The following is a 23,545-nucleotide window of genomic DNA, read 5'->3' as shown; positions in this document are numbered from 1 at the left end:
TTCATGTGGAAGCATCACACCAAGCTTGAGAAGCACTCCCTGCCGCTGGTCATCGCGATCCTGATCGTGGTCTCGATCGGCGGCATCGTGGAGATCGCGCCGCTCTTCTATCTGGAGAGCACCATCGAGAAGGTCGAGGGCGTGCGCCCATACACCCCGCTCGAGCTGACCGGCCGCGACATCTATATCCGCGAGGGCTGCTACACCTGCCACTCGCAGATGATCCGACCGCTGCGCGACGAGGTCGAACGCTACGGCCATTACAGCCTGGCGGCCGAGAGCATGTACGACCACCCGTTCCAGTGGGGGTCGAAACGAACCGGTCCCGACCTGGCTCGGGTGGGCGCAAAGTACTCCGACAGCTGGCACAAGGACCACCTGGTCGACCCACGCGCGGTCGTGCCGGAGTCTGTCATGCCGCCCTACGCCTTCCTGGCGCAGAAGGAGCTCGACTACCGGGAGATCAAGGCCAAGCTGGCGGCCATGACCCGGGTGGGCGTGCCGTACACCCAGGAGATGATCGACAGCGCCAAGGACGATCTGGAAACCCAGGCCGATCCGTTCGCTGCGGCGTCCAAGTTCCAGGCCCGCTACGGCGGCAAGGTCGTCCAGCGCGACTTCGACGGCGATCCCGAACGCCTGACCGAAATGGACGCCCTGATCGCCTACCTGCAGATGCTCGGCACGCTGGTCGACTTCAGCAGCTATCAGGCCCAGGCCCCGGAGAACCGCCGATGAGCGAGCTCTCCTACGAGACGGTGGCGCGCTTCGCCCAACAGGGCGGGCTGATCTACTTCGGCGCCATCTTCGCCGCGGGCGTCCTCTACGCCCTGTGGCCACGTAACCGCGAGGCCTTCCAGCGCCTCGCTCATCTTCCCCTGCAAGATCACGAGGATCCCGATGTCGAAGCGTGAGCCCGACGAGGTCACGGGCGTCGAGACCACGGGTCATGAGTGGGACGGCATCCGCGAACTGGACAACCCGCTACCGCGCTGGTGGCTCTACATGTTCTGGGCCGGGATCGCGGTGGCCGCGGTCTATTGGGTGCTGATGCCGGCCTGGCCCGGTGTCTCCAGCTACACCCGCGGCGTGCTTGGCCAGTCCGACCGCGCCGATGTCGCCGTGGCCCTGAACGACCTGAAGTCCGTGCGCGGCGCCCAGGCCGCCCGCCTGCGCCAGGCCAGCCTTGAGCAAATCGAGGCTGATCCCGAACTCCAGGCCCACGCCCAGGCGGTCGGCCAGTCGGTGTTCGGGGACAACTGCGCCACTTGCCACGGCGTGGGCGGGGTAGGGGCCAAGGGCTACGCCAACCTGCGCGACGACGTCTGGCTTTGGGGCGGCTCGCTGACCGACATCCATCGGACCATCGAGTACGGGATCCGTTCGGACCATCCCCAGACCCGGTTCTCTCAGATGCCGGCCTTCGGTCGCGACCAGATGTTGACCGCCGCCGAGGTCTCGGACCTGACCGAATACGTGGTCGCGCTGTCCCGGCGTCCGGCCGACGCCGCCGCTGTCCGTCGAGCCGCGCCGACCTACCAGGCTCAGTGCGTCGCCTGCCACGGCCCGGCGGGCACGGGCGAGGCGTCGAAGGGCGCGCCCAACCTGACTGACCAGGAGTGGCTCTATGGCCCCTCGCGCGCCGATATCCACTCGCAGATCTGGAACGGCCGGAACGGCGTCATGCCCAGCTGGAAGGCCCGCTTCGACCCGGAAACCCTGAAGGCGCTGGCCGTCTACATCCACTCCAACGCTGGGGGTCAATAGCCCCGATGACGGTCGTCATAGACAGGACCCGGGCTCATGCCCCCAAGCCCGAACCGGGTTCCGTCTCGGCCGCTGCTCGGGCTCGCGCGAATGCGGATCCGGGCGGCGGCCTCTACAAGCCGCGCGCACCGATCTACCCGAAGCTGGTCCATGGCCGCTGGCGGGCGATCAAGTGGGCGGTGATGATAGCCACCCTCGGCATCTACTACGTCACGCCCTGGATCCGTTGGGACCGCCCGGGCCTGCTGCCCGATCAGGCGGTGCTGGTCGATTTCGCCGGCCGCCGGTTCTACTTCTTCGACATCCAGCTATGGCCGCAGGAGGTGCATTTCATCACCGGGCTGCTGGTGCTGGCGGCCCTGGCGCTGTTCTTGGTCACAGCGCTGTTCGGCCGCCTGTGGTGCGGCTACGCCTGCCCCCAGACCGTCTGGACCGACCTCTTCATCTATGTCGAGCGAATGTTCGAGGGCGACCGCAACGCTCGCATGCGGATCGACGCCTCGCCCTGGTCGCTGGACAAGGCGTGGCGGAAGATCGGCAAGCACGCGGTTTGGCTGGGCATCTCCTTCGCCACCGGCGGCGCCTGGATTTTCTATTTCCACGACGCGCCGGCCCTCCTGACCAGCTTCTGGGCCGGGCAGGGACCGATGACCGGCTACGTATTCTGCGCGCTGCTGACCTTCACCACCTACGTCTTCGCCGGGACCATGCGCGAGCAGGTCTGCGTCTACATGTGCCCATGGCCCCGCATTCAGGGCGCGATGCTGGACGTCCATTCGCTGCAGGTCACGTACCGCTACGATCGCGGTGAGCCGCGCGGCGCGCACAAGAAGGCGGCCAGCTGGACAGGGCGCGGCGACTGCGTCGACTGCCATCAGTGCGTCACCGCCTGTCCTATGGGCATCGACATCCGCAACGGGCCACAGTTGGAGTGCATCAACTGCGGCCTCTGCATCGACGCTTGCGACGAGATCATGATCAAGGTGGACCGGCCGCAGGGCTTGATCGCCTATGACACCGACGCCGCCGTCGAGGCGCGGGCCGACGGCAAGCCGGCTGTCTATCGACTGATCCGCTCCAGGACCCTGTTCTACGCCGCCGCTCTGGCCATCGTGTCGGCCTTGATGGTCTGGGGCCTGGCGACCCGGCCGAACCTCGACGTGCACGTCCTGCGTGACCGCAACCCGACCTTCGTGCGCCTGCACGATGGCGCTGTCCGTAACGGCTACACCGTTAAGATCGCCAACCGCACCTTCCAGTCTCAGCCGTTCCGCATCGCCTTCGATGGCCCTGCCGGCGCTGTGCTCAAGACCCCGGGTGGAGCGGCCGGCATCGGCGAGATCACCGTCGACGTACCGGCCAACGAGGTTCGCGCCGTCCGGGTGTTCGTCACCCTGCCGCCTGCCGTCCTGGCCCGGGAGAATCTGCCCGCCAGCTTCCGGGTCGCCAGCCCGGTCGGCGAGGCGCTGACCAAGACCACCTTCCTGTCGGGAGCCGCGAATCCAAGATGAGCACCGCTCGGCCCTTCACCATCACCGGCTGGCACGTGCTGGCCGCAGTCGTCGCCTTCTTCGGGGTGGTGGTCGCGGTCGACAGCGCCTTCCTCATCGCCGCCTACCGCAGCCATCCTGGCCAGGTCTCGGTCACGCCCTACGAGGACGGACTGGCCTTCAACCGTGAGGTTGCACGCCGCCGAGCCCAGGTGGCGCTGGGCTGGACAGCCGCCGTCGCACCGTCCGCCGGCGGACTGGTGGTCGAACTCCGCGACTCTGTCGGCGCCCCCGTGAGCGGCCAGCAGCTGAGCGGCCTGCTGCGGCGCCCGGCCACCGAGGCCGGCGAGTTCAGGCTGACGTTCTCCGAGGCCTCGCCTGGGCACTACCTGGCGCGGGTCCGGCCCGCGCCCGGCGCCTGGGACGTCACCGTGCGATCCGACAAGGGAGCGTTCGAAGCCGAACGTCGACTGACATGGCCATGATCTCCCACGACCCGCCGCGGCAGGACTACTCGGCCTTCCTTCGACCGACCAATGACGGCGGGAGGGCCGTGGAACTTCTGGTCAAGGGCGCGCGCTGCGCGGCCTGCCTTTCGAAGATCGAGCGCGAAGTAGCGGGCTTGCCCGGAGTCGCCGCGGCGCGCCTCAACCTCACCACGGGCAAGCTCTCGGTGGCCTACGCCGTCGGCGCGGGCGATACGGCCCTGGTGGTCGAGAAGCTGGAGCGTCTCGGCTATCCGGCCAGCCTCTACGATCCGGGCAAGGCCGCCCAGGCCAGGGACGAGGAGGGCCGGCGTCTGACCATGGCGCTCGGCGTCGCCGCGTTCGGGGCCGGCAACGCCATGATGTTCTCGGTGCCGATCTGGGCCGGGCTGTTTGGTCAGGAGCTCGGACCGGCCACTCGGACGCTCATGATGTGGCTGAGCGCGGTGATCGGCGCGCCGTGCGCGGTCTATGCCGGAATTCCGTTCTTCACCTCGGCCTCGCGTTCGCTTCGCTCGGGCCGAGCGAACATGGACGTGCCGATCTCGATCGGCGTCATCCTGACGTTGGCGATCAGCTTCGTCGAGACTGCGCTGCGCGGGCGGGACGCCTATTTCGACGCCGCGATTTCCCTGCTGTTCCTGTTGCTTATTGGACGCTGGCTCGATCACCGGCTCCGCGCCAGCGCGCGCAGCGCCGCCGCGGACCTGCTGGCGATGCAGGCCCCGGCCGCCGCCGTTCTGGATGAGGACGGCGTCGAGCATCGTCGGCCGATCGGCGACATCGCCCCCGGTGAGCTGCTGCTTGTGCGGCCGGGTGAGCGCATCCCGGTCGACGGCCAGATCGTCGGCGGAGCTTCGGAGCTCGATAACGCCCTGCTGACCGGCGAGACCCGGCCGGCCCCGGTGACGATCGGCGACTGCTGTCAGGCTGGCGCGCTGAACCTGGCCGGACCTCTGCGACTGATCGCTGCCGCGCGTTCGGAAGACTCCGCCGTCGCCGCCATCGCCCGCCTGGTCGAGGCGGGCAGCCAGTCGCGCTCGCGCTATGTGCAATTGGCCGACAAGGCCGCCGCGCTCTATGTCCCCGTGGTCCACACTGCTGCGGCACTGACCTTCGCCGGCGGCTGGATGCTTGGCCTTGGTCCGCGCGAAGCGCTGCTGCGGGCGGTCGCCGTGCTTATCATTACCTGCCCGTGCGCCCTTGGGCTCGCGGCGCCGGCGGTGCAGGTAACCGCCTCGGCGCGGCTGTTTCGGCGCGGGATCCTCGTGAAGTCCGGCGCGGCGCTCGAGCGGCTGGCGGAAGTCGATCACGTGGTCTTCGACAAGACCGGCGTGCTGACCGAGGGGCGCCCGCAACTCATCGACCCGGTACCGGCCGCCATCGCCATGGCCGCTCCGCTGGCCAGGGCCTCGGCGCATCCCCTGGCCAAGGCGGTGGCCAGTCACGCCGGGCCGACTCTGCTGGCCGACGATGTGGTCGAGGTTGCGGGACAGGGCGTCGAGGGGCGCATCAACGGCCGCCGCGCACGGCTCGGCCGAGCAAGCTTCGTCGGCGTCGCCGGGGCGCCGTCCAGCGAGACCGAGCTGTGGTTCGGTATCGAGGGCGACACCAAGATCCGTTTCGTCTTCGCCGATCGGCTGCGCACCGACGCAGCGGAAGTCATCAACGCGCTGCGGGCGAGGGGCGTCGGCATCGAGATCCTGTCCGGCGACATTCCGGCCGCCGTGTCCGCAGCCGCGCTGGAGCTCGGCGTCACCACTTGGCGCGCGGGCCTAACGCCGGCGGAGAAGGCCGCCATCATCGCCGAGCGGACCGCTGCGGGCCGAAAGGTGCTGATGGTCGGCGACGGCCTCAACGACACCGCCGCGCTCGCCAACGCCCACGCGGCGATGGCCCCCGGCGCCGCCCTGGACGCCAGCCAGAACGCCGCCGATCTGGTCTTCTCCGGCGAAAGCCTGAGCGCCGTCGTCACCGCCTTCGATGTCGCCCGTTCGGCGCGCGCCCGAGCCCTGGAGAACTTCTCGTTCGCGGCGCTCTACAACCTTATTGCCGCGCCCGCCGCCATGCTCGGCTTCGTGAACCCGTTCGTCGCCGCCCTGGCCATGTCGGGATCGTCGCTGGCGGTGACCCTCAACGCCCTGCGCACCGGCGTGCGCTGGAGAGCCTGATGGACATCCTGATCTTCCTGGCCCCCGCCTCGGTGGCGCTCGCCCTGGTCGGCCTGGGCGCCTTCTGGTGGACCCTGCGCAGTGGGCAATACGACGACCCGCTTGGCGACGCCTCGCGCATCCTGGTTGAGGACGATCGTCCCGCCGATTGACGGATGTCAGAGCGGGGCGCCCGCGACGCGATCAAGGTGCGTCCATGACCGCACAGACCGATCTCGCCGCCCTCATCGCCAAGTACGATGGCCGCGCGCCGCGCTACACCAGCTATCCTACCGCCGTGCAGTTCACCCCGCAGGTGGGAGAGGAAACCTACCGACATTGGCTGGCCGCGCTGCCGCCGACCGAAGCCGTCTCGGTCTATGTCCACGTGCCGTTCTGTACGCGGCTCTGCTGGTACTGCGGCTGCAACACGCGCGCGGTGAACCGCCACCAGCCGATCGCCGCCTATGTCCGCCGGCTGCTGGAGGAGGTCGAGCTGCTGTCGCCGGCCTTGCCGGGTCAACTGCCGGTCAGCGCGGTCCACTTCGGCGGCGGCACGCCCAACACGTTGTCGATCGAGGAACTCGATCTGCTGTTCGCCGCCCTTGGTCAGACCTTCGACCTGCGTCCCGACCTGGAGTTCGCCACCGAGATCGATCCGCCGCTGCTGACCAAGGAATGGGTCGACGCCGCCGCCCGCCACGGCCTGCGCCGGGCCAGCCTAGGCGTCCAGAACCTGGATCCGCAGGTCCAGGCTGCGGTCGACCGCAAGGGGACCATCGAGGAAGTCGCCCGCTGCATGGGCTGGCTGCGTGACGCGGGCGTCGCCTCGGTCAATCTCGATCTGATGTACGGCCTGCCGCACCAGTCCACGGCCAACACCCTGGCGACAATCGAGGCGATCTTGCCGCTGAGGCCCGAACGCCTGGCTCTCTTCGGCTACGCCCACGTCCCGTGGATGAAGCCGCACCAGAAGCTGATCGCCGAGGACGCGCTGCCTGGGGCCGCTGAACGCCTCGACCAGAGCGAGGCCGCCGCTGAGCGCCTGGCAGCCGAGGGCTATGTCCGCATCGGGCTGGATCACTTCGCGCTGCCCAGCGACGACATGGCGGTCGCGCTTGAGCAGGGACGGCTGCGGCGGAACTTCCAGGGCTATACGACCGACGACGCGCGCACCCTGATCGGTTTGGGGGCTTCAGCCATCGGCGCCTTCCCGCAAGGTTTCGTCCAAAATCTGCCGAAGGAACTCGACTGGCGGGCCGCCTTGGATCACGGACAGCTCCCGATCGCCCGGGGCGTCGCGCTCACCGATGAGGACCGCTTCCGCGGCGAGATCATCGAGCGGCTGATGTGCGACTTCGAGGCCGACCTGGCTGGGATCTGCGCCCGCCATCGGCGGTCGCCCGAGGTCCTCGCCGCCATGCAGGCCCGGCTTGAGCCGTTCCGCCGCGACGGGCTGGTCGAAGGAGAGGGGAGCAAGGTGCAGATCGTCGGCGCAGGCCGACTGCTGGTCCGCTCGATCTGCGCGGCCCTCGACGAGTATTTCGCACCCGAAGAAGGCCGCCATTCCAAGGCGTTGTAGGGGGAACCTAGGCGGCCGCAGCGAGCCCCTCGAGGGCTCGCTGGTCGCAGACGCGGAAGCGGCGGCAGCCCTTGAACTCGACCACGCCGGTCGATTGCAACTGGCTGATCATCCGCGAGACGGTCTCGATGGTCAGGCCCAGATAGTCGGCCATGTCCTGGCGGCCCATGGCCAGCTCGATCAGGACACCCTGATTGCGGTGGGCGACGCCGAGCAGAAAGCTCGCCACCCGTTCGCAGGCGCTCTTGCGGACCAGCAGGGTCAGGTGTTCGCGGGCGTTCTCAAGGTCTCGGACCGTGGCTTGCCAGAGCAGTTCCTTGAGCTCGGCCTCGCCGCCAGCGGCGATCAGGGCCGAACGGCTAGCGGCGAGCACGACGCAGTCGTTCATCGCCTCGGCCGTCATGGCGTGGTCGTGCCCAAGCTCCAGGCCGAACACCTCGCCGGGATAGTAGAAGTCGCCGATCGGGCGACGCCCGTCAGGCATGAACCGCGAGGTCCGCACCATGCCGCTGACCATGCGATAGACGCGGTCGGCCGGCTCGCCTTGCCCGTAAATCTCCTCGTCCTTGGCGAAGACGACGGGCGCACCCACCCGGGCGAATAGGTCGTCGTTGGCGCAGAGGGTCTCGAAGGTCATGGGCATTCTCCCGATGACCTTGACTAGGCCCGGGACCGGCACGTCGAAAACTTCGGAGCCTCCCTTATGGGCTGCGCCTTAAGGGGTCTTACGGAGGCGGACTAGTTCACCCGCCGGGCGCGCCCGACCCAGTACGGCTCACGCAATTCACGGCGCAGGATCTTGCCCGAAGCGTTACGCGGCAAGGCGTCGATGAAGTCGACGCTCTTCGGCGCCTTGAAGGCTGCGATGCGGGTGCGGGCGAAGGCGATGATGTCTTCGGGGTCGGGCGTACGACCCGGCTTCGGCGCGACGACGGCCTTGACCGCTTCGCCCCACTTGTCGTCCGGCACCCCGATCACCGCCACCTCGGCGACGTCCGGATGGCCGTAGACCGCGCTCTCGACCTCGGCCGGATAGATGTTCTCGGCCCCGGAGATGATCATGTCCTTCACCCGGTCGTGGATGAAGAGGTAGCCGTCGTCGTCGAGATAGCCCGCGTCGCCGGTCCGCAGCCAGCCGTCGACGCCCATGGTCGCCGTCGTAGCCTCGGGCAGCCGCCAGTAGCCGGCCATGTTCGAGACCGAGCGCACCGCGACCTCGCCGACCGTGTTGGCGGCCAGAGTGTTCCCGGCCTCATCCAGGACCTTGATCTCGACACCCGGCATCGGCAGGCCCGCCGCACGCATTCGGGCGTTGCCGGCCGGGTCATGGTCCTCCGGCGGCAGATAGACGATCGTGCCGCAGGTCTCGGTCATCCCGTACTGCTGGCAGAAGCCGCAGCCGAAAACCTCCATGCACTCGCGCAGCAGGTCCAGCGGGATCGGGCTGGCCCCGTAGAGGATGTATTTCAGTCGCGAGTAGTCGACCTCGCGCGCTTTCGGTTGGCGCACCACGATCTGCAGCGCGGCCGGGACCATGAACATCTTCGAGATGCGGTCCTGTTCGATGAAATCCAGCACCTTGAACGGATCGAACTCGCGCGCCACCACGCCCTTGGCCCCGTTGACCAGGCCGACGATGCCCCAGCCGGTGCCGCCGATGTGGCCCACGGGCATGGCGACCAGACTGACGTCGTCCGGACCCCAGCGGTTCCAGGCCATCTGGGCTTCGGCCGCCTTGCGGCGTCCGCCCAGGATGTTCAGGTGGCTGAGCATGGCTCCCTTCGGCCGCCCGGTCGTGCCCGAGGTGTAGAGCTGGACCGCGACCTCGCTCTCGTCGATGGGAAGCGCCGGATCATCGACGGGCTGCGCGTCGCGCCAGTCCTCGAAGGTTTGCCAGCCGTGCGGACCAGGCTCCATCCCGATCATCGGCACGCCGGGCAGCTCCGGCGCGATCTGCAGGGCGCAATCGACCACCTCGGGCCCGACGAACAGCATCCTGGCCTGGGCGTCTGCTGCGATGTAGGCGACCTCCGGCGGGGCCAGCCGCCAGCCGATCGGGGCCATGATCACCCCTGCCTTGGCGGCCCCGAACAGCAGCTCGAAATAGTGGTCGCTGTTCTTGCCGAGATAAGCGATCCGGTCGCCCTTACGCAGGCCCTGGGCGATCAAGGCGTTGGCGGCCCGATTGCTGTGAGCGTCGAACTGGGCGTAGGTCGTCTCGCGCCCCTCGAAGACCAGAGCCACAGCGTCGGGCCGCTGCCGCGCGTGATACCGCGCCGCCTCCGCTAGGGTGGGCATGGCGTCGAAGTCGATCGTGTCGTGCGCAGCCATGCGGCGCTCCTTGCTCTAGAGGCCAAGCACCAGACGGGCGATGATGTCCCGCTGGATCTCATTTGATCCGCCATAGATCGAGGCGGCCCGGTCGTTCAGATATCTGGGCATGGCGGTCAGTGCGTTGTCGGGCCCGACCGGCGGGATGTTCGAACCCGCTTCACGCGCCGCCGGCTGGTCGACCCCGGCATAGACCCCGGCGACCTCCAGCATCAGCTCGTCAGCCATTTGCAGGGCCTCGCCGCCCTGGGTCTTCAGCATGGAAGACGCCGGCCCCGGATTGTTGCCGGCCGACAGCGCGGCCAGGATCCGATGCTCGGACATCTCGATCGCCTGCACGGCGATTTCGGCGGCCATCAGCTTGGCGCGGAACGCCGCTTCCCCGAGCAAGCCGCAGTTTTGCGCCGCGGCGCGCACCCGGCCCAGCATGACCTTCAGGCCCGGCGCCGATCCGCCGCCGCGCTCGAACTCCAGCAGGTATTTGGCGACAGTCCAGCCCTGGTTCTCTTCGCCCACGCGGCCGGACATCGGGACCCGGACGTTCTCGAAGAACACCTCGTTGACCTCGTGCTCGCCGGCCAGGGTGATGATCGGGCGCACCCGGATGCCCGGCGTCGCCATGTCCAGCAGCAGGAAGGTGATGCCCGCTTGCGGCTTGCCCGCGGTCTCGGTGCGGACCAGGCAGAACATGCGGTTGGCCCAGTGGGCGTGCGTAGTCCACAGCTTCGAGCCGTTCAGGACGTAGTGGTCGTCATCGCGCACAGCGCGCAGCTGCAGCGCCGCCAGGTCGGATCCGGCTCCCGGCTCGGAATAGCCCTGACACCAGTAGTCCTCACCCGACAGTATGCGGGGGAGGTAGTGGGCCTTCTGCTCGGCCGTGCCGTAACCCATGATTACGGGGCCGACCATGCGGAGCCCCATCGGGGCTAGGCTTGGCGCGCCGGCCCGCGCGCATTCGGCGGCGAAGATGTGCCGTTGCATCTCGCTCCAGCCGGCCCCGCCGTACTGCTTGGGCCAGCTCGGCGCGACCCAGCCCTTCGCGTGCAGGATCCTTTGCCAGGCCAGGCTGAAGCGTTTGTCCATGAAGACGCTGGTCGCGCGGCGGCCGGCTTCGCGGAGTTCTGAGGTCAGGGACTCGTCGAGGAACGCCCGCACCTCATCCTGGAACGCGACCTCCTCAGGCGTGAGCTCAAGGTTCATGCCGCAGTCGCCGCCGAAGGGGCGGCGTTCCTGGCGCGTTTCATACGTCCTCCCGTGGCCGCCTTGCATTGAGGCGGCTCGTCTTTGCGCCGCGACCATGCACGACGGCCCGAGGATGCTTGCAGCCAAGGGTCAGGAGGGACAAGCTGTCAAAAGTGACAGGGCGCTTTGGGGGAGGGGCCGGTATCGTGCGCGTAGTGGACACGGCCGAGCTGGATCGAATCCAAGCGTTGGCCATCGAGGTCCGCGACCGCGGCGTCGAGATTGGCCTTCCGTTCATCGCCGTCAGCGCCGACATCGGCGATCCCGAACCGATGCGTGACGCCGAGGGCCGGCCGTTCGCCGAGACCCTATTTCGATGGGTCGATCCGGGCCTGCACTATTGGAAGGACCGCGGCTTCGCCCTGCGCTCGCCGTTTGTCTTCGCCTGCCGCTACATGGCCGAGCCGTTCTATTTCGGCGACGGACGGTTCGGGTCCTGGCGTTCCATTCCACGGCTTGAGGGGATGGAGGTCGTCCAGGCCTCCGAGCAGGTCCGGGTAGGTTCGGCGATCATCGCGCCGGCGCATCTGCCGGGCGGAGTGATCGGCGCTATCGTCTGGGCCGCGCCCGAGGTCTTCGATGTCCGTGCCGTTTTCGAGCGGAAGGCGGCGGAGCTGCACATCGTCGCGCTCAAGCTCCTGGCCGCCTACAACGACCTTCGCCTGCATTCGGAAGGCCTGGTGAAGCTGACCCGACGCGAGATCCAGTGCCTGCGTTGGGCCGCCCACGGCAAGACCGACTCCGAGATCGCCGAGATCGTGAAGATCGCCATGCCGACCGTACGTTTCCACATGCGCAACGCCGCCGACAAGATGGGCGTGGTCGGCCGGCCGCAGGCGGTCCGGCGGGCGGTCGTGCTGGGCTATGTCGGTGCCTAGTTGGCGACCGCCGAGGCGATGAAGGCGCGCATGTCGGCCCCCAGCTTCGGCGCGCTCTCGACGCCCAGATAGGGCATGTGCCCCGACTCATAGGTCTTGAACGTCAGACGCTCGGGCGGCACTGGCGCATGGTTCATGGAATACTCGGCCGCGCCGAGGGTGGTCACCAGGTCGTAGTAGCCGACGCCCACGAACAGCTTCAGCTGCGGATTGCGCCGCATGGCCGCGGCGATGTCCTGGGCATAGTCGCGGCCCTGGGACATGCCGCCGCTGTTCCAGTCCCAGCGGAAGTTCACGTCGCTCCAGGCGATCGGCACGTAGCGGCCTGGAGGTGACACCTTCAGCTCGTCCTGCAGGTACTGATTGAAGCCGCTCACGAAGCCGGGGGTGTACTGGCCCATGGCCGGGTCGTCGATGACTGGGTCGCCGGACGTGCCGGCCAGCGGCAGAGTGTAGCGGGCGTCGTAGTCGCCGAGCATCAGCCCGTCGTCCTTCAGCAGCAGCTTGCCGAACTCGCCAAGGCTGATCTTCAGGTCGCGCTCCAGCCAAGTCCTGGCCGGAATGCCGGTCAGCTGAGCCAGCCGCTCGGCCACGCGGCTCCGCTCAGCGGCGGGCAGAGAACTACCGGCGAAGATCGCGCTGACGTACTCGTCGCGGGCGAAGGCCTGGGCGGCGGCGACGGCCTGCTCGACGCTCTGGTGCTTGTTGTCGATCTTGCCGTGCTTCCAGGCCACGGCGGCCATGGTCGGCAGCACGGTCCCAGCGCTGCGCTCGGCCCCGCCGCCGCCGCCGAATGACGGCCCCAGGATCGCCACGCCGTTGAGGGGGATCGCCCGCAGGGTGCCGTTCGGCGGCATCACCCCGCCCATCAGCGTATTGGCCAGCACGCTGGCGCGCACGGTGCCGTAGCTTTCGCCGATGAGGAACTTGGGGGAGTTCCAGCGATTGCGCCGTGTCAGCCAGGCCTCGATGAACTCGGCCGTGGCTCGCGCGTCCTGCGCGACGCCGAAATAGTCCTCGCCCTTCCCACCAGGCAGCAGGCGGCTGAAGCCGGTGCCGATCGGATCGATGAACACGATGTCGGCGACGTCGAGCAACGACTGCGGATTGTCGCGCAGCTTGAACGGGGCGGCGGTCGGCGGGTGGACCGGATCGGGGAAATCGATCTGCCGTGGCCCCAGCATGCCAAAGTGCAGCCAGATCGATGCCGAGCCCGGGCCGCCGTTGAACACGAAGATCACTGGCCGGGTAGCTGCGTCCTTCGGATTTTTCTCGAGGTAGGAGAATGAGTAGAGGCTCGCGGCCGGCGCGCCCTTGGCGTCCTTCAGGATCGTCTCGCCGGCGATGGCGCTGTAGGCGACCTTGCGGCCGCCGAAGGTCCCGACGTGCGAGGTGACGACGTCAGCCGCTGGAGAGGCCGATTCCGGCGCCGCCGGAGCCGCAGAGGCTAACGGCGCGGCGCTCAGGCTGAATGCAAGCGTGCCGACAGCGGCAATGAGATGGCGACGCATCACAGTCCTCCCCAGACGATGGAGGGTGAAGATTGCCCCGCTACGCGGGCGCTTTCTTTGCGTTCTTCGCGCCGAAATGCCTGACGCTGAATGAAGTCTGCGACGATCACCATTGCCGGCGCATAGACGATGCGCCGGGAGCCAACCGTTCGGATGCGATGGCGGATGGGGTGGGATTCGAACCCACGGTAGGCTTTCACCTACGGCGGTTTTCAAGACCGCTGCCTTAAACCACTCGGCCACCCATCCGGAAGCGGTGGCCTATAGCAGGGGTGGGGCGGGGGCTCCAGCCATCCCGCGTCCTTAATGAAAACAGCTCTGCCGTTAACCCTGTCGCAAGGCGCGGCGGGCGAGCATCTGGCGATACAGCGCTGGGGGGCGTTGCCATTTTGGAGGAGTGCGGCATGGTCCGTTCCGCCCGCAGCCTGCTCGTGATCCTGATGGGGACCGCGTCCCTCGCGGCCTGCGCTACGCCGCAGCCGCGCTTCGCCGCCAAGCATCCGACGGCAGGCCCCACGCCGGGCCAACTGCCCAACGGCGCTGGCGGGAAATACAAGGTCGGCGCGCCGTACGAAGTCTCCGGTGTCTGGTACGTGCCCAAGGAGGAGCCGTCTTATGACCAGGAGGGCATCGCCACCTGGTACGGCGCCAGCCATCACCTGAAGACCACGGCCAATGGCGAGGTGTTCGACCGCTTCGCCCTCTCGGGCGCCCACACGACCCTGCCGCTGCCTTCGATCGTCGAGGTGACCAATCTCGGCAACGGCAAGACCGTCCAGGTTCGGGTCAATGACCGCGGGCCGTTCAGCGGCGGCGCGCTGATCGACGTTTCGCAGGAGGCGGCTCGCCAGCTCGGCTTCGAGCCGCAAGGGCAGGCCCGGGTGCGCGTGCGCTATGTGGGTCCGGCCCCGCTCGGCGCACCGGATGCGGGGCTTCGCTACGCCAACTACACGCCTGGCCCGACGCCGGGCGCGCAGCCGCCGACTGCTCCCGTACCTTATTCGGGCATCAACAGCGCGCCTTCGACGATCGCGTCGGCCGCGCCGGTGGCTTCCCAGCCGCTCACCCCGATCGCCGCCGCGCCCATGCCAGCTGCCGCCACGGCCACGACTTCCGGCGGACTCTACCGGGTCCAGGCCGGCGCCTTCGCCGACCCGCTCAACGCCCAGAAGGTGGTGAGCCAGTTGGGCTCGGCGGTCACCGCCACCGTCGAACCGTTCCTGCGGGCCGACGGCGTGACGCTCTATCGGGTCATGGTCCTCGGCACGGCGGATGAGGGCGAAGCCTTTGCGTTGCGCGATAGGGTGGCCGGTTACGGCTTCGCCGAAGCCCGGGTGGTTCGCCCCGGCGCCTGAGGCGAAGTGTCTGACCGCTGGACAAACCGGGCGAACCGGCCATTTTGGCCGGCGTGACGCGCGGGCGGTTCATCACTTTCGAAGGCGGCGAGGGCGCGGGCAAATCGACCCAGGTCCGGCGCCTTGTCGCGCGCCTGCGTCAAGCCGGCATCGAGGTCATCGCCACCCGCGAGCCCGGCGGATCTCCCGGCGCCGAAGCCATCCGCAATCTCGTCCTCACCGGGTCCGCCGACCGCTGGAGCCCCGCGACCGAAACGCTGCTGATGTATGGCGCGCGGCGCGACCACATCGAGCGGAGTATCCTGCCGGCCCTGGAAAGCGGCGCCTGGGTGGTCTGCGATCGCTTCGCGGACTCCACCCGCGCTTATCAGGGCGGAGCTGGGGGCGTCGACCCGGCCTTCATCTCGGCGCTGGAGCAGCACCTGCTCGCCGATGTCCGCCCGGACCTCACCTTGGTCTTTGACCTCCCCGTCGATGTCGGCCTCGCCCGGGCAGAGGCCTTTGCCAAGGCCGACGGCCATGCCGAGACGCGCTTTGAGTCTAAAGGCGTGGCGTTCCACGAGCGGCTTCGCGCGGCGTTCCGGGAGATCGCCCAGGCCGAGCCCGAACGCTGCGCGATGATCGACGCCGCCGCGACCATGGACGATGTCGAGCAACAGGTTTGGACGGCGGTCTCCGGCCGTCTGCCCGTCAATGGCTGAGGCGCCCACACACCCCCGCGAGGTCTTCGATCTCATGGGGCACGAGGCGGCCGAGGCCGCCTTCGAAGAGGCCCGCGGCCGTGGCCGTCTGCATCACGCCTGGCTGCTGACCGGGACCGAAGGCGTGGGCAAGGCGACCTTCGCCTATCGCGCCGCCCGCCGGCTGCTGGGCGCGCCGCCCAACAGCGCCTTTGGCGTGCTCGGCGCCTCGCCCGATCACCCGGTCAGCCGGCAGATCATCGCCCGCTCTCATCCCGACATCATGGTGCTCGAGCGCTTCGGTGAGGACGGCAAGCCGCGCAAGACCATCCCGGTCGACGAGGCCCGCAAACTGGGTGACTTCTTCTCCAAGTCGCCGGCCTCCGCGCCACACCGGGTGGCGATCATCGACGCCGCCGACGACCTCAACGTCAACGCCGCCAACGCGGTGCTGAAGACCCTGGAAGAACCGCCGCCGCGCGGGGTGATCCTGCTGGTTTCCCATTCGCCGGGCGGTCTGCTGCCGACCATCCGCTCGCGCTGCCGCCGCCTGGCGTTCCAGGCCTTGCCGGAAGACCAGGTGACGAACTTCGTCTCGACCCGCACCACGGCCAATGCGGAAGACGCCATCCGCCTGGCCCGCATGTCGCGCGGCGCGCCGGGCAAGGCCCTGGGCCTGGCGCTGGCGGGCGCGGTGGCGGTGGACGACGCCGCCAAAGAAATCCTGCAGTCATTGCCGCGCATCGACGAGGCCCTGGCCCTCTCCTTGGCGGACCGCTTCCGCGGCGGGGAGGGCGCGGCCCAGTTCAACCTGCTGCTCGAACGCCTGGCCGAGCGCGTCCATGCGCACACGTCCCGACTTGCGGCCGAAGGCTATGGCGGCCTTGATCGCTGGGCCTCGGCGTGGGAGACGCTCCAGCGCTTGCCGCGCGAGGTCGAAGCGGTGAACCTCGACCGCTCCGACGCCTTCTTCACCGCCCTTGCCGAACTGCGCGCCGCCGCGCGCGCCTGACATTCCGAATGCTGATCGACAGCCACGTAAACTTGCACGCCCACCAGTTCGACGAGGACCGCGACGAGGTGATCGCGCGCGCCCGCGCGGCGGGCATCGGCTTGATGGTCAACATCAGCGACAAGGTCTCGGGTTTCGACAAGGTACGGGCCCTGGCCGACCATCCGGACATCTGGTGCACGGTCGGCACTCACCCGCACGAGGCCAAGGAGAATCCCGAGCTCAGCGCCGCCGACCTGATCGCGTTGGCCGCCGACCCGCGTGTGGTCGGCATCGGCGAGACCGGCCTCGATTTCCACTACGATCTGAGCCCGCGTGACATCCAGGCTCAGGTGTTCCGCGCCCACATCGGCGCGGCCCGCGAGAGCGGCCTGCCGCTGGTGGTCCACACCCGTGAGGCGGACGAGGTGATGGGCGACATCCTCGAAGAGGAACACGCCGCCGGCCCGTTCAAGATCCTGATGCACTGCTACACGTCCGGCGCGGAGCTGGCCGCGCGCGCAGCGAAGCTGGGGGCGTGGTTCTCAGTTTCCGGCATCGCCACCTTCAAGACCGCGGAGGACGTCCGCGCCATTGTCCGCGACATGCCGGCTGACCGCATCATCGTTGAAACCGACTGCCCCTACCTCGCCCCCGTGCCGCATCGCGGCCGCCGCAATGAGCCGGCCTACCTGCCTGACGTGCTGCACAAGCTGGCCCAGGTCCGCGGCTGGTCGAACCACGACGCAGAGCGCCGCACCGAGGACGCCTTCTTCGCGCTGTTCGACAGGATACCGCGGCCGTGAGCGGGGCCCTGGAGTTCACGATCCTCGGCTGCGGGTCGTCCGGCGGCGTTCCGCGCGCGGACGGCGATTGGGGAGCCTGCGATCCCGCCAACCCGAAGAACCGTCGCCGTCGCTGCTCGCTGATGGTCCGTCGGCGAGGCGAGGCCCCCGAGAGTGAGACGACCCTGATCGTCGACACCTCGCCAGACCTGGTCTGGCAGACTTCCGAGGCGGGCGCCAAACGGCTGGACGCGGTGCTGCTGACCCACGATCACGCCGACCAGACCCACGGCATCGACGATATCCGCGCCTTCTTCATCCGCCAGCGGGCGCGCATCGCCTGCCACATGGATGGCGCCACGGCGGAGTCCATGCAGCGCCGCTTCGGCTACATCTTCCAGGGCGAGGGCGGCTATCCGGCCATCGCCGACATCGTGCCGCTGGGGCCGCATGGCGCGGCGTGGCGCGTGGCCGGGCCATCTGGCGACATTCCCGTGACGACCTTCGATCAGGACCACGGCGGTGTGAGATCTATCGGGTATCGCTTTGGAAATGTGGCTTATTCCAGCGATGTCGTGAACCTCGACGATGCCGCCATGGACGCGCTTTCCGACCTCGACGTCTGGATCGTCGACGCGCTGCGCTGGCGCCCGCATCCGACCCACGCTCACGTCGAGCGCACGCTCGAATGGATCGATCGGCTGAAGCCATGCCGCGCTATCCTGACCAACATGCACATCGATCTCGACTACGTCGACCTGGTTCAGAAGCTTCCCGAAGGTGTCGAGCCGGCGTTTGACGGCCTGCGGTTCGAACATGAGCTGAGCGGGGAATTGCGTGAGCAGTCCAATGCTTAAGCTTGGTTTTCTCGCGTCACGGAACGGAACCAGCATGCGAGCCATCGTCGAGGCCGCCAAGGCCGGCGCGCTGCTGGCCAAGGGCTGTCTGGTGGTCAGCAACAATCGCAACGCCGGGGCCTTGGTCTTCGCTGCCGAACGAGGCATCCCGCAGCTGGTGATCCCGACCCAGGCCGACCCTGACGCGGCCGATGCGCGCCTGGCTCAGGCGCTGGAAGAGGCCGAAGTCGAACTGGTAGTGCTGTCCGGCTATCTGCGCCGGCTCGGGCCCAAGACCCTGGCCCGCTATCGCAACCGCATCCTCAACATCCACCCCGGCCTGCTTCCCGAGTTTGGCGGTGACGGCATGTACGGCCGGCGGGTCCACGAGGCGGTGATCGCCGCAGGTGTGCCCGAAAGCGGCGCGACGATCCACGCGGTGGACGAGATCTATGACCACGGGCCGGTGATCGGCCGCCGCACAGTTCCGGTGCTGGCCGATGACACGCCGGAAAGCCTGGAGGCGCGGGTCACCGCCATGGAGCCCGCCTTCTTCCTTGAGACCCTCGGGCGGATCGCCGCTGGGGAGCTGCGCCTGCCGGACTAGGCCACGGCCTTGTCTGCACGGGCCGGCACCGGCAGCGGGTTGCCCGCCGCCCGCGCACGCTTGGCGCCGCGGGCCACTTCCTTGCGCAAGTCGTCCACGTAGATGTTGAAGTCGACCTGGATCGTGTGCCGCTTGGCTGCGTAGTAGTGGCCAAGATGCGTCGCCTCGTCCTTGGCGATGATCTGCTCCATCTCGGCGGGCGAGGGCGGTAGATAGAGGCCGGCCAGATAGGCCGCCGCCAGCTTCACCTGTTGCTCGGCGAAATTCACCAAGGTCGGCAGCGGCTGGGCCAGGGCCATGTAGAACAGGTTCGGCACGCCCGGCTTCATCATCCGCTTGAACAGCGGCAGGCGATGATCGGCGTCTGGCGCGAGGCTCGGATCCTCGAAGAACGGGAACCGCATGTCGTAGCCGGTGGCGAAGATGATCGCGTCGACATCCTCGACGCTGCCATCGGCGAACCGGACCTTGCGCCCTTCCAGCGCTTCGATCGCCGGCTTGAACTTGATGTCGCCGCAGCCGGCGCGGGTCAGGAACTCGCCGCTGACAGAGGGGTGCGCGTCAAGGGGCTCGTGGTCGGGCTTGGGCAGACCGTAGTCTTCCATATTGCCCAGCGAGCGCTTGATCGCCTTGCGGGCCAGCGACAGGCCCAACTTGCGGGGCATCCAAGACGGCATGGCCGATTTGTCCGACGGCTTGCCGTTCATGTACTTGGGCAGCACCCAGACCCCGCGCCGGGCCGACACCCATAGGTTCTTGGCGATCGGCCGCTGGGCGAGTTCCGAGGCGATATCCATCGCCGAATTGCCCATGCCGACGACGACGACGTTCTTGCCGCGCATGTCCACCGGATCGAACGGGTCGCTATAGGCATGGCTGTGGAAGGCCGGGCCCTCGAACTCGCCGGGGTATTCCGGGATGCGCGGGCTCCAGTGGTGGCCGTTGCAGACGAAAAGCACGTCGTAAAGCCGAGTCTCCCCGGTCGAGAGAGTTACCTCCCAGACGCCTTCGGTGTTGCGCACGGCGCGCTGCACCGATGTGTTGAAGGTGATCGTCTCACGCAGACCGAAGTGGTCTACATAGTCCTTGAAGTACTGGTGGAGCTGGGCGTGATGCGGGAAGTCCGGCCAGTCGGCAGGGACCGGAAAGTCCTCGAAAGCCAGCCGCCACTTCGAAGTGTCGATGTGCAGACTCTCGTAGCAGGCCGACATCCCGTTGGGGTTCTTGTAATACCAGTTGCCGCCGACCTCGTCGGACATCTCGAAGCAGTCGTAGGCGATGCCGAAGTCACGCAGCCGCTTGGCGGTCGTGAACCCGGAACATCCTGCTCCGATGATGCAGGCCTTCGGCAGATGCGTTCCGGCCAAGGCGGCCTCCCAAGCTTATCGTTGTTCACGAAAGCCTAGCAGGGCGCCAGGGCCGGTCAAACATGACCCCACGGCGCCCCTGGCGTCAGCCGCCGTCCTTGGCCAGGGCAGGGCGGGCGCTGACGCGGCCCTTCCGATGGTTCTGGACCGCCGGTTCCAGCACCCCAGCATAGTAGGCGAGCCACTCAGGTAGGGGCCGCGGAGGCCGGCCCTGAGGCTACCCGAACAGGGGCACCGGACCGCGGCCGTTGGTGGACCAATTTGACCAGTTCGGCAGGACGTACGACATGCGCGCTAAGGGAACGCCGAACCATTGGGCGACGGCGCCGAAGTACTCCTCGTTGGAGATTGTTGGGATCCAGGTGCCTTCGTGCTCGGAATCGTCGCCCGTCCCGAAGGCCAGCCGCGGATAGAGGCCGTGGATGGTCTGCGGCTTCAGCGCGCCGCCGACCACGAAGTAGGCGTTGCCCCAGCCGTGGTCCGTGCCGTTCGAGCCGTTGCCTTTAAAGGTGCGGCCGAAGTCCGACATCGTGACGATCGTCACCTTATCCGCGAGGCCGATGCGCTGCATCGCTGCGTAGAAGCTTGTGATGCTGAGCGCGACGTCGGTCAGCAGGTCGGCGTGGGCGCCCAGCACCCGGCCACCTGAAACCTGGTTGGCGTGGGTGTCGTAGTCGCCCTGGCCCGCATAGAAGAGCTGGCGGTTGTGAGAGAGGTCCCCGCGCTTCTCGATCATGCGCGCGATCAGGCGCATCTGCCGTGACAGCTGCGTGTCGCGGAACGCTCCGTCCGGGTCGTTGAAGTCCTGATCGACTGCCGTCCCCTCGCCGCGCAGGATCGGGTTCACCTGCACGCCGGCCTTGTACGATTCCTCGAAGCCCTTGGCGGTCAGTTCCTGCACCTTGCTGGGGTGAGGACCATCGGCGAACGCCTTGAGAGCTGCGTTGCGCGCCATGTCCTCCGGATCGGTGGTGTCGGGGTCGTAGCCGGCTCGATCGAAGGGCGAGTACAAAGGCAGGATCAGCGGCGAGGCCTGGTTGCCCATCAGCGCCAGGTTGGCGCCATTGGTGGAGATCAGCCGCGAGGCCGCAGGAGCCGGCTCGCCAGCCCGCAACAGGGTGTCGGCCATTCGTCCCAGCACACCGTCGGGGTGGATGCTGCCTGGGCGCATGCTCTGCCAGTGAGCCTGCTCGTCGGAGTGCGACGACAGGTTGCTGGGGCGCCATTCCGGATGTTCCCAGAACTGTTCGCGGGTCAGTGGACGCAGCAGCGTGCCGACATTCAGCACCCACGACATGGCGCCCTGGTTCCACAGCGGAACAAGCGGCGCGAAGGACGGGTGCATGCCGAAGTTGGTCCCCGGCAGCGGCGCCAGATCCTCCTTGAACAGCGCCACGGACGGGCCGCGGAGTTGCGCATAGGTCGCGTGCCGCTCGTCCATCGGCACCAGGGTGTTCCACCCGTCGTTGCCGCCATAGAGGAAGATGGTCACCACGGCGCGGTAGTCGGGCTGGCTCTGGGCCAGGGCCGAGGTGAGGCCGAGCGTGCCGAGGGTGGCGGCGGCGCTGGAGCCCAAGGCCAGTCGGCCGAAGTCGCGTCTCGAAAGGGTCATCGCGTTACCGATCGACTTGGAATTGAGGGGAGGTCATCACAATGTAGAGACCGGTCTGGGCGCGTTTACGCGCTTGGACGGTGGCGTTGGGATCGGTGACCGCCAGCATCGCCCTCTTGAGCGCCGCGCGCTGGTTGATGCTCATGCTGTTGTTCAGCAGCAGCAGGTCCATCCGGTTGATCATGCCGTCGACGTTCGAGCCGAAGGTTTCCCACTGCTTCCAGTTGACCTTGGTGCCGGTGTTGCTGCCCAGGAACGGTATGGGCCGATAGTCGCGACCGGTCCCGAGGATGTCGTCGATGATCGTGTAGTTGAACATGAAGTTGTGGCGTTCGTTGTCGAGCGCGCCGCCCAGCAGCTTGCTGGCCGGGCTGGCCAGGCCGTCGCCCTGCGCCAGCGGGAAGTCCCAAGCATAGAAGTTGAAGACGCTGGGCGCCTCGAACACCCGCTGGTTCAGGTCGTGGCCCTTGGAGTAGGCGAAGAAGCCGTCGGAGGTCGCGCCCATGATCCGCAGGAAGCTGGTCATGAAGAGCGCGGGTTCCTTGACCTTTCCATAGGCCTCGTCGGTCTTGACCGAGCCTCGCGCCTCAGGGTCGAGCAGGATAGCGCGGACCACGGCCTTCAGATCGCCGCGGATGCCCGTGCCGTTATCGTCGAAGACGGCGGCTATGCGCTCGACATAGCCGGGCGAGGGGTTGGCCGTGACTAGGTGCTGGATCAGCTGCTTGGAGACGTGAGGGCCGACGTTGGGGTGCGAGAACACCGCGGCGATGACGGCGTCCAGGTTCTGCTGCGGCGTGGCGCCGGCGGGGACGCTGCGGCCGAGGAACTGCTTCGATCCGCTGTCGAAATACTGACCCTTGTAGCTGGCCGGATACTGGATCATCGGCACGGCGTAGTTGGTATTGCGCTCGTGCCAGACGGGGTTCGTCCCGTAGCGTGCATAGGTCCAGCCAGTGAGGGCGCGGGCGACCTCGTTGACGTCCTGCTCGGTGTAGGTCGGGGTCGTCTGGCCGTTGGCGTCCACCAGCAGGGTGCCGTCGCGGTTGAGCGTCGACGGATAGATCGAGAAGATCTGCATCAGCTCGCGGGCATAGTTCTGGTTCGGCGCGCCGCGGACCGACGTGGCCATGTCGAGGTAGTCGCCCATGGCCGGGTTGAGCGTCACCTCGCGGAGGATCGTCTGGTAGTTGCCGAAGGCGTTGTTCAGCATGATCTGTTGGAAGGAGGCGGTGCCCGCCGTCCGCTCGACCTTGAGGCCGGATGTCACAATCATCTGGGACAGGGCGAAGGCGACCCGCTGGCGCAGCTGGTCAGGCTTGCTCAATGCGTTCGTATAGAAACGCATCACCACCGGTTGGGCGCGGTAGTACAGCTGCATGCAGAGATGCATGTCGCTCGCGGTGCTGCAGTCGGGCTGCGCATAGCGCGAACCGGTAAAGTCCTTGTAGGTGCTGCTGGCCGGGAGCGCGATCTGCTCGTCGACCCAGGCCTCGGCGCCGACCGCCACGATGCGGTCCACGACCGCCTGGGTCGGGCCGAAGGTGGCCTGCTTGGCCAGCCGTACTGCGTCCGCGGGCTCGGTCGGCGCAAACGCAGCGCTGGCGACAGCCTCAGACTTCTTCGACAAGGTGGTGATGGTAAGTCCAGCGCCTGCACCGACAGATCCGACGAGGGCGAGGACAACGCCGTAGCGTGCGAGTGAGTTCATGGACACCGTCTGAAATGGGACGCATGCGGATGCCGCTAGCGGCGATCCGGACGGTGTATTTGCGTCATCCTCAGCTAGCCTCGCCTCCGTATTCGACGAACGCGCACAAATCTGCGATCAGATTTAAGGTACCTGCGGCCATGTATATAGTTTGGTTTATAGGTA

22 protein-coding genes and 1 tRNA gene are annotated in these 23,545 nt (G+C 67.7%); 15 read left to right on the top strand and 8 right to left on the bottom strand.

The genetic code is table 11. The features are described 5' to 3' along the window. Positions 1-3: 3 nt before the first annotated feature. Genes ccoO through hemN form a run of 8 tightly spaced genes read left to right on the top strand, consistent with a single transcriptional unit; the run spans position 4 to position 7,474 of the window. Positions 4-738 carry a cytochrome-c oxidase, cbb3-type subunit II gene (gene ccoO / locus AC1DQJ_RS04365; protein ID WP_477600631.1) on the top strand — a complete coding sequence of 245 codons (735 nt, stop codon included), beginning with the start codon at positions 4-6 and terminating at the stop codon, positions 736-738. Further along, a complete protein-coding gene (locus AC1DQJ_RS04360) occupies positions 735-914 on the top strand; it encodes a cbb3-type cytochrome c oxidase subunit 3 (RefSeq protein ID WP_477600630.1) in 180 nt (59 codons plus the stop codon). The genes ccoO and AC1DQJ_RS04360 overlap by 4 nt, the downstream gene beginning before the upstream one ends. Next, positions 901-1,767: a cytochrome-c oxidase, cbb3-type subunit III gene (gene ccoP / locus AC1DQJ_RS04355; RefSeq protein ID WP_477600628.1), complete on the top strand. Its 867-nt coding sequence runs from the start codon at positions 901-903 to the stop codon at positions 1,765-1,767. Before AC1DQJ_RS04360 ends, ccoP begins: the two co-directional genes overlap by 14 nt. A 5-nt stretch (positions 1,768-1,772) precedes the next feature. Next, complete coding sequence (gene ccoG / locus AC1DQJ_RS04350) at positions 1,773-3,278, top strand: cytochrome c oxidase accessory protein CcoG (protein WP_477600626.1); 1,506 nt, start codon at positions 1,773-1,775, stop codon at positions 3,276-3,278. Then, a complete protein-coding gene (locus AC1DQJ_RS04345) occupies positions 3,275-3,742 on the top strand; it encodes a FixH family protein (protein ID WP_477600624.1) in 468 nt (155 codons plus the stop codon). Before ccoG ends, AC1DQJ_RS04345 begins: the two co-directional genes overlap by 4 nt. Next, complete coding sequence (locus tag AC1DQJ_RS04340; protein WP_477600622.1) at positions 3,733-5,913, top strand: heavy metal translocating P-type ATPase; 2,181 nt, start codon at positions 3,733-3,735, stop codon at positions 5,911-5,913. The genes AC1DQJ_RS04345 and AC1DQJ_RS04340 overlap by 10 nt, the downstream gene beginning before the upstream one ends. Continuing rightward, complete coding sequence (gene ccoS / locus AC1DQJ_RS04335; protein WP_477600620.1) at positions 5,913-6,065, top strand: cbb3-type cytochrome oxidase assembly protein CcoS; 153 nt, start codon at positions 5,913-5,915, stop codon at positions 6,063-6,065. Before AC1DQJ_RS04340 ends, ccoS begins: the two co-directional genes overlap by 1 nt. 44 nt (positions 6,066-6,109) lie before the next feature. Then, positions 6,110-7,474, top strand: coding sequence for an oxygen-independent coproporphyrinogen III oxidase (gene hemN, locus AC1DQJ_RS04330; protein ID WP_477600618.1), 1,365 nt, complete (start codon positions 6,110-6,112; stop codon positions 7,472-7,474). A 7-nt stretch (positions 7,475-7,481) separates the two neighbouring features. Here the strand turns inward: hemN and AC1DQJ_RS04325 are convergent, their stop codons facing one another. The 3 genes from AC1DQJ_RS04325 to AC1DQJ_RS04315 all read right to left on the bottom strand — a co-directional run bounded on the left by AC1DQJ_RS04325 (position 7,482) and on the right by AC1DQJ_RS04315 (position 11,005). Further along, positions 7,482-8,111 (bottom strand): helix-turn-helix domain-containing protein, encoded by a 630-nt coding sequence (locus AC1DQJ_RS04325; RefSeq protein WP_477600616.1) that lies wholly within the window; start codon positions 8,109-8,111, stop codon positions 7,482-7,484. A 101-nt stretch (positions 8,112-8,212) separates the two neighbouring features. After that, positions 8,213-9,805 (bottom strand): fatty acid--CoA ligase, encoded by a 1,593-nt coding sequence (locus tag AC1DQJ_RS04320; RefSeq protein ID WP_477600614.1) that lies wholly within the window; start codon positions 9,803-9,805, stop codon positions 8,213-8,215. Positions 9,806-9,820: 15 nt separating this feature from the next. Next, positions 9,821-11,005, bottom strand: a complete 1,185-nt coding sequence (locus AC1DQJ_RS04315; RefSeq protein ID WP_477600612.1) for an acyl-CoA dehydrogenase family protein — start codon at positions 11,003-11,005, stop codon at positions 9,821-9,823. A 188-nt stretch (positions 11,006-11,193) separates the two neighbouring features. Here AC1DQJ_RS04315 and AC1DQJ_RS04310 point away from each other — a divergent pair, with 188 nt between their 5' ends. Beyond that, a complete protein-coding gene (locus AC1DQJ_RS04310) occupies positions 11,194-11,925 on the top strand; it encodes a helix-turn-helix transcriptional regulator (RefSeq protein WP_477600610.1) in 732 nt (243 codons plus the stop codon). Here the strand turns inward: AC1DQJ_RS04310 and AC1DQJ_RS04305 are convergent. Both AC1DQJ_RS04305 and AC1DQJ_RS04300 read right to left on the bottom strand, forming a co-directional pair. Next, positions 11,922-13,436, bottom strand: coding sequence for a S10 family peptidase (locus AC1DQJ_RS04305; protein WP_477600608.1), 1,515 nt, complete (start codon positions 13,434-13,436; stop codon positions 11,922-11,924). The genes AC1DQJ_RS04310 and AC1DQJ_RS04305 overlap by 4 nt on opposite strands. Positions 13,437-13,595: 159 nt before the next feature. After that, positions 13,596-13,685 (bottom strand) — tRNA-Ser (locus tag AC1DQJ_RS04300). 155 nt (positions 13,686-13,840) lie between these two features. Between AC1DQJ_RS04300 and AC1DQJ_RS04295 the strand changes: the two genes are divergently transcribed. From AC1DQJ_RS04295 to purN, 6 genes are read left to right on the top strand one after another with little or no spacing between them, the layout of a single operon-like run. Beyond that, entirely contained in the window at positions 13,841-14,791 is a 951-nt protein-coding gene (locus AC1DQJ_RS04295) for a septal ring lytic transglycosylase RlpA family protein (RefSeq protein ID WP_477600606.1), read from the top strand. A gap of 53 nt (positions 14,792-14,844) precedes the next feature. Then, complete coding sequence (gene tmk, locus AC1DQJ_RS04290) at positions 14,845-15,492, top strand: dTMP kinase (protein ID WP_477601102.1); 648 nt, start codon at positions 14,845-14,847, stop codon at positions 15,490-15,492. After that, the gene (locus tag AC1DQJ_RS04285; protein ID WP_477600604.1) at positions 15,485-16,483 is read left to right on the top strand and encodes a DNA polymerase III subunit delta'; all 999 of its coding nucleotides are present in this window, start codon (positions 15,485-15,487) and stop codon (positions 16,481-16,483) included. Before tmk ends, AC1DQJ_RS04285 begins: the two co-directional genes overlap by 8 nt. 8 nt (positions 16,484-16,491) lie before the next feature. Beyond that, a complete protein-coding gene (locus AC1DQJ_RS04280) occupies positions 16,492-17,268 on the top strand; it encodes a TatD family hydrolase (protein ID WP_477600603.1) in 777 nt (258 codons plus the stop codon). Further along, complete coding sequence (locus AC1DQJ_RS04275; protein ID WP_477600601.1) at positions 17,265-18,104, top strand: MBL fold metallo-hydrolase; 840 nt, start codon at positions 17,265-17,267, stop codon at positions 18,102-18,104. Before AC1DQJ_RS04280 ends, AC1DQJ_RS04275 begins: the two co-directional genes overlap by 4 nt. Further along, positions 18,097-18,690 (top strand): phosphoribosylglycinamide formyltransferase, encoded by a 594-nt coding sequence (purN, locus tag AC1DQJ_RS04270; RefSeq protein WP_477600599.1) that lies wholly within the window; start codon positions 18,097-18,099, stop codon positions 18,688-18,690. Before AC1DQJ_RS04275 ends, purN begins: the two co-directional genes overlap by 8 nt. On the opposite strand, the gene AC1DQJ_RS04265 is transcribed toward purN, so the two are convergent. The 3 genes from AC1DQJ_RS04265 to AC1DQJ_RS04255 all read right to left on the bottom strand — a co-directional run bounded on the left by AC1DQJ_RS04265 (position 18,687) and on the right by AC1DQJ_RS04255 (position 23,380). Further along, the gene (locus AC1DQJ_RS04265; protein WP_477601100.1) at positions 18,687-20,042 is read right to left on the bottom strand and encodes a flavin-containing monooxygenase; all 1,356 of its coding nucleotides are present in this window, start codon (positions 20,040-20,042) and stop codon (positions 18,687-18,689) included. The two genes, purN and AC1DQJ_RS04265, sit on opposite strands and share 4 nt — an antisense overlap. Before the next feature lie 232 nt (positions 20,043-20,274). Beyond that, positions 20,275-21,669 carry a DUF1501 domain-containing protein gene (locus tag AC1DQJ_RS04260; protein WP_477600597.1) on the bottom strand — a complete coding sequence of 465 codons (1,395 nt, stop codon included), beginning with the start codon at positions 21,667-21,669 and terminating at the stop codon, positions 20,275-20,277. 4 nt (positions 21,670-21,673) lie between these two features. Next, a complete protein-coding gene (locus tag AC1DQJ_RS04255) occupies positions 21,674-23,380 on the bottom strand; it encodes a DUF1800 domain-containing protein (protein WP_477600595.1) in 1,707 nt (568 codons plus the stop codon). Positions 23,381-23,545: the final 165 nt, after the last annotated feature.

Source organism: Phenylobacterium sp. P4_E10, from assembly GCF_056401675.1.
This window is presented reverse-complemented; position numbering and strand designations above follow the sequence as displayed.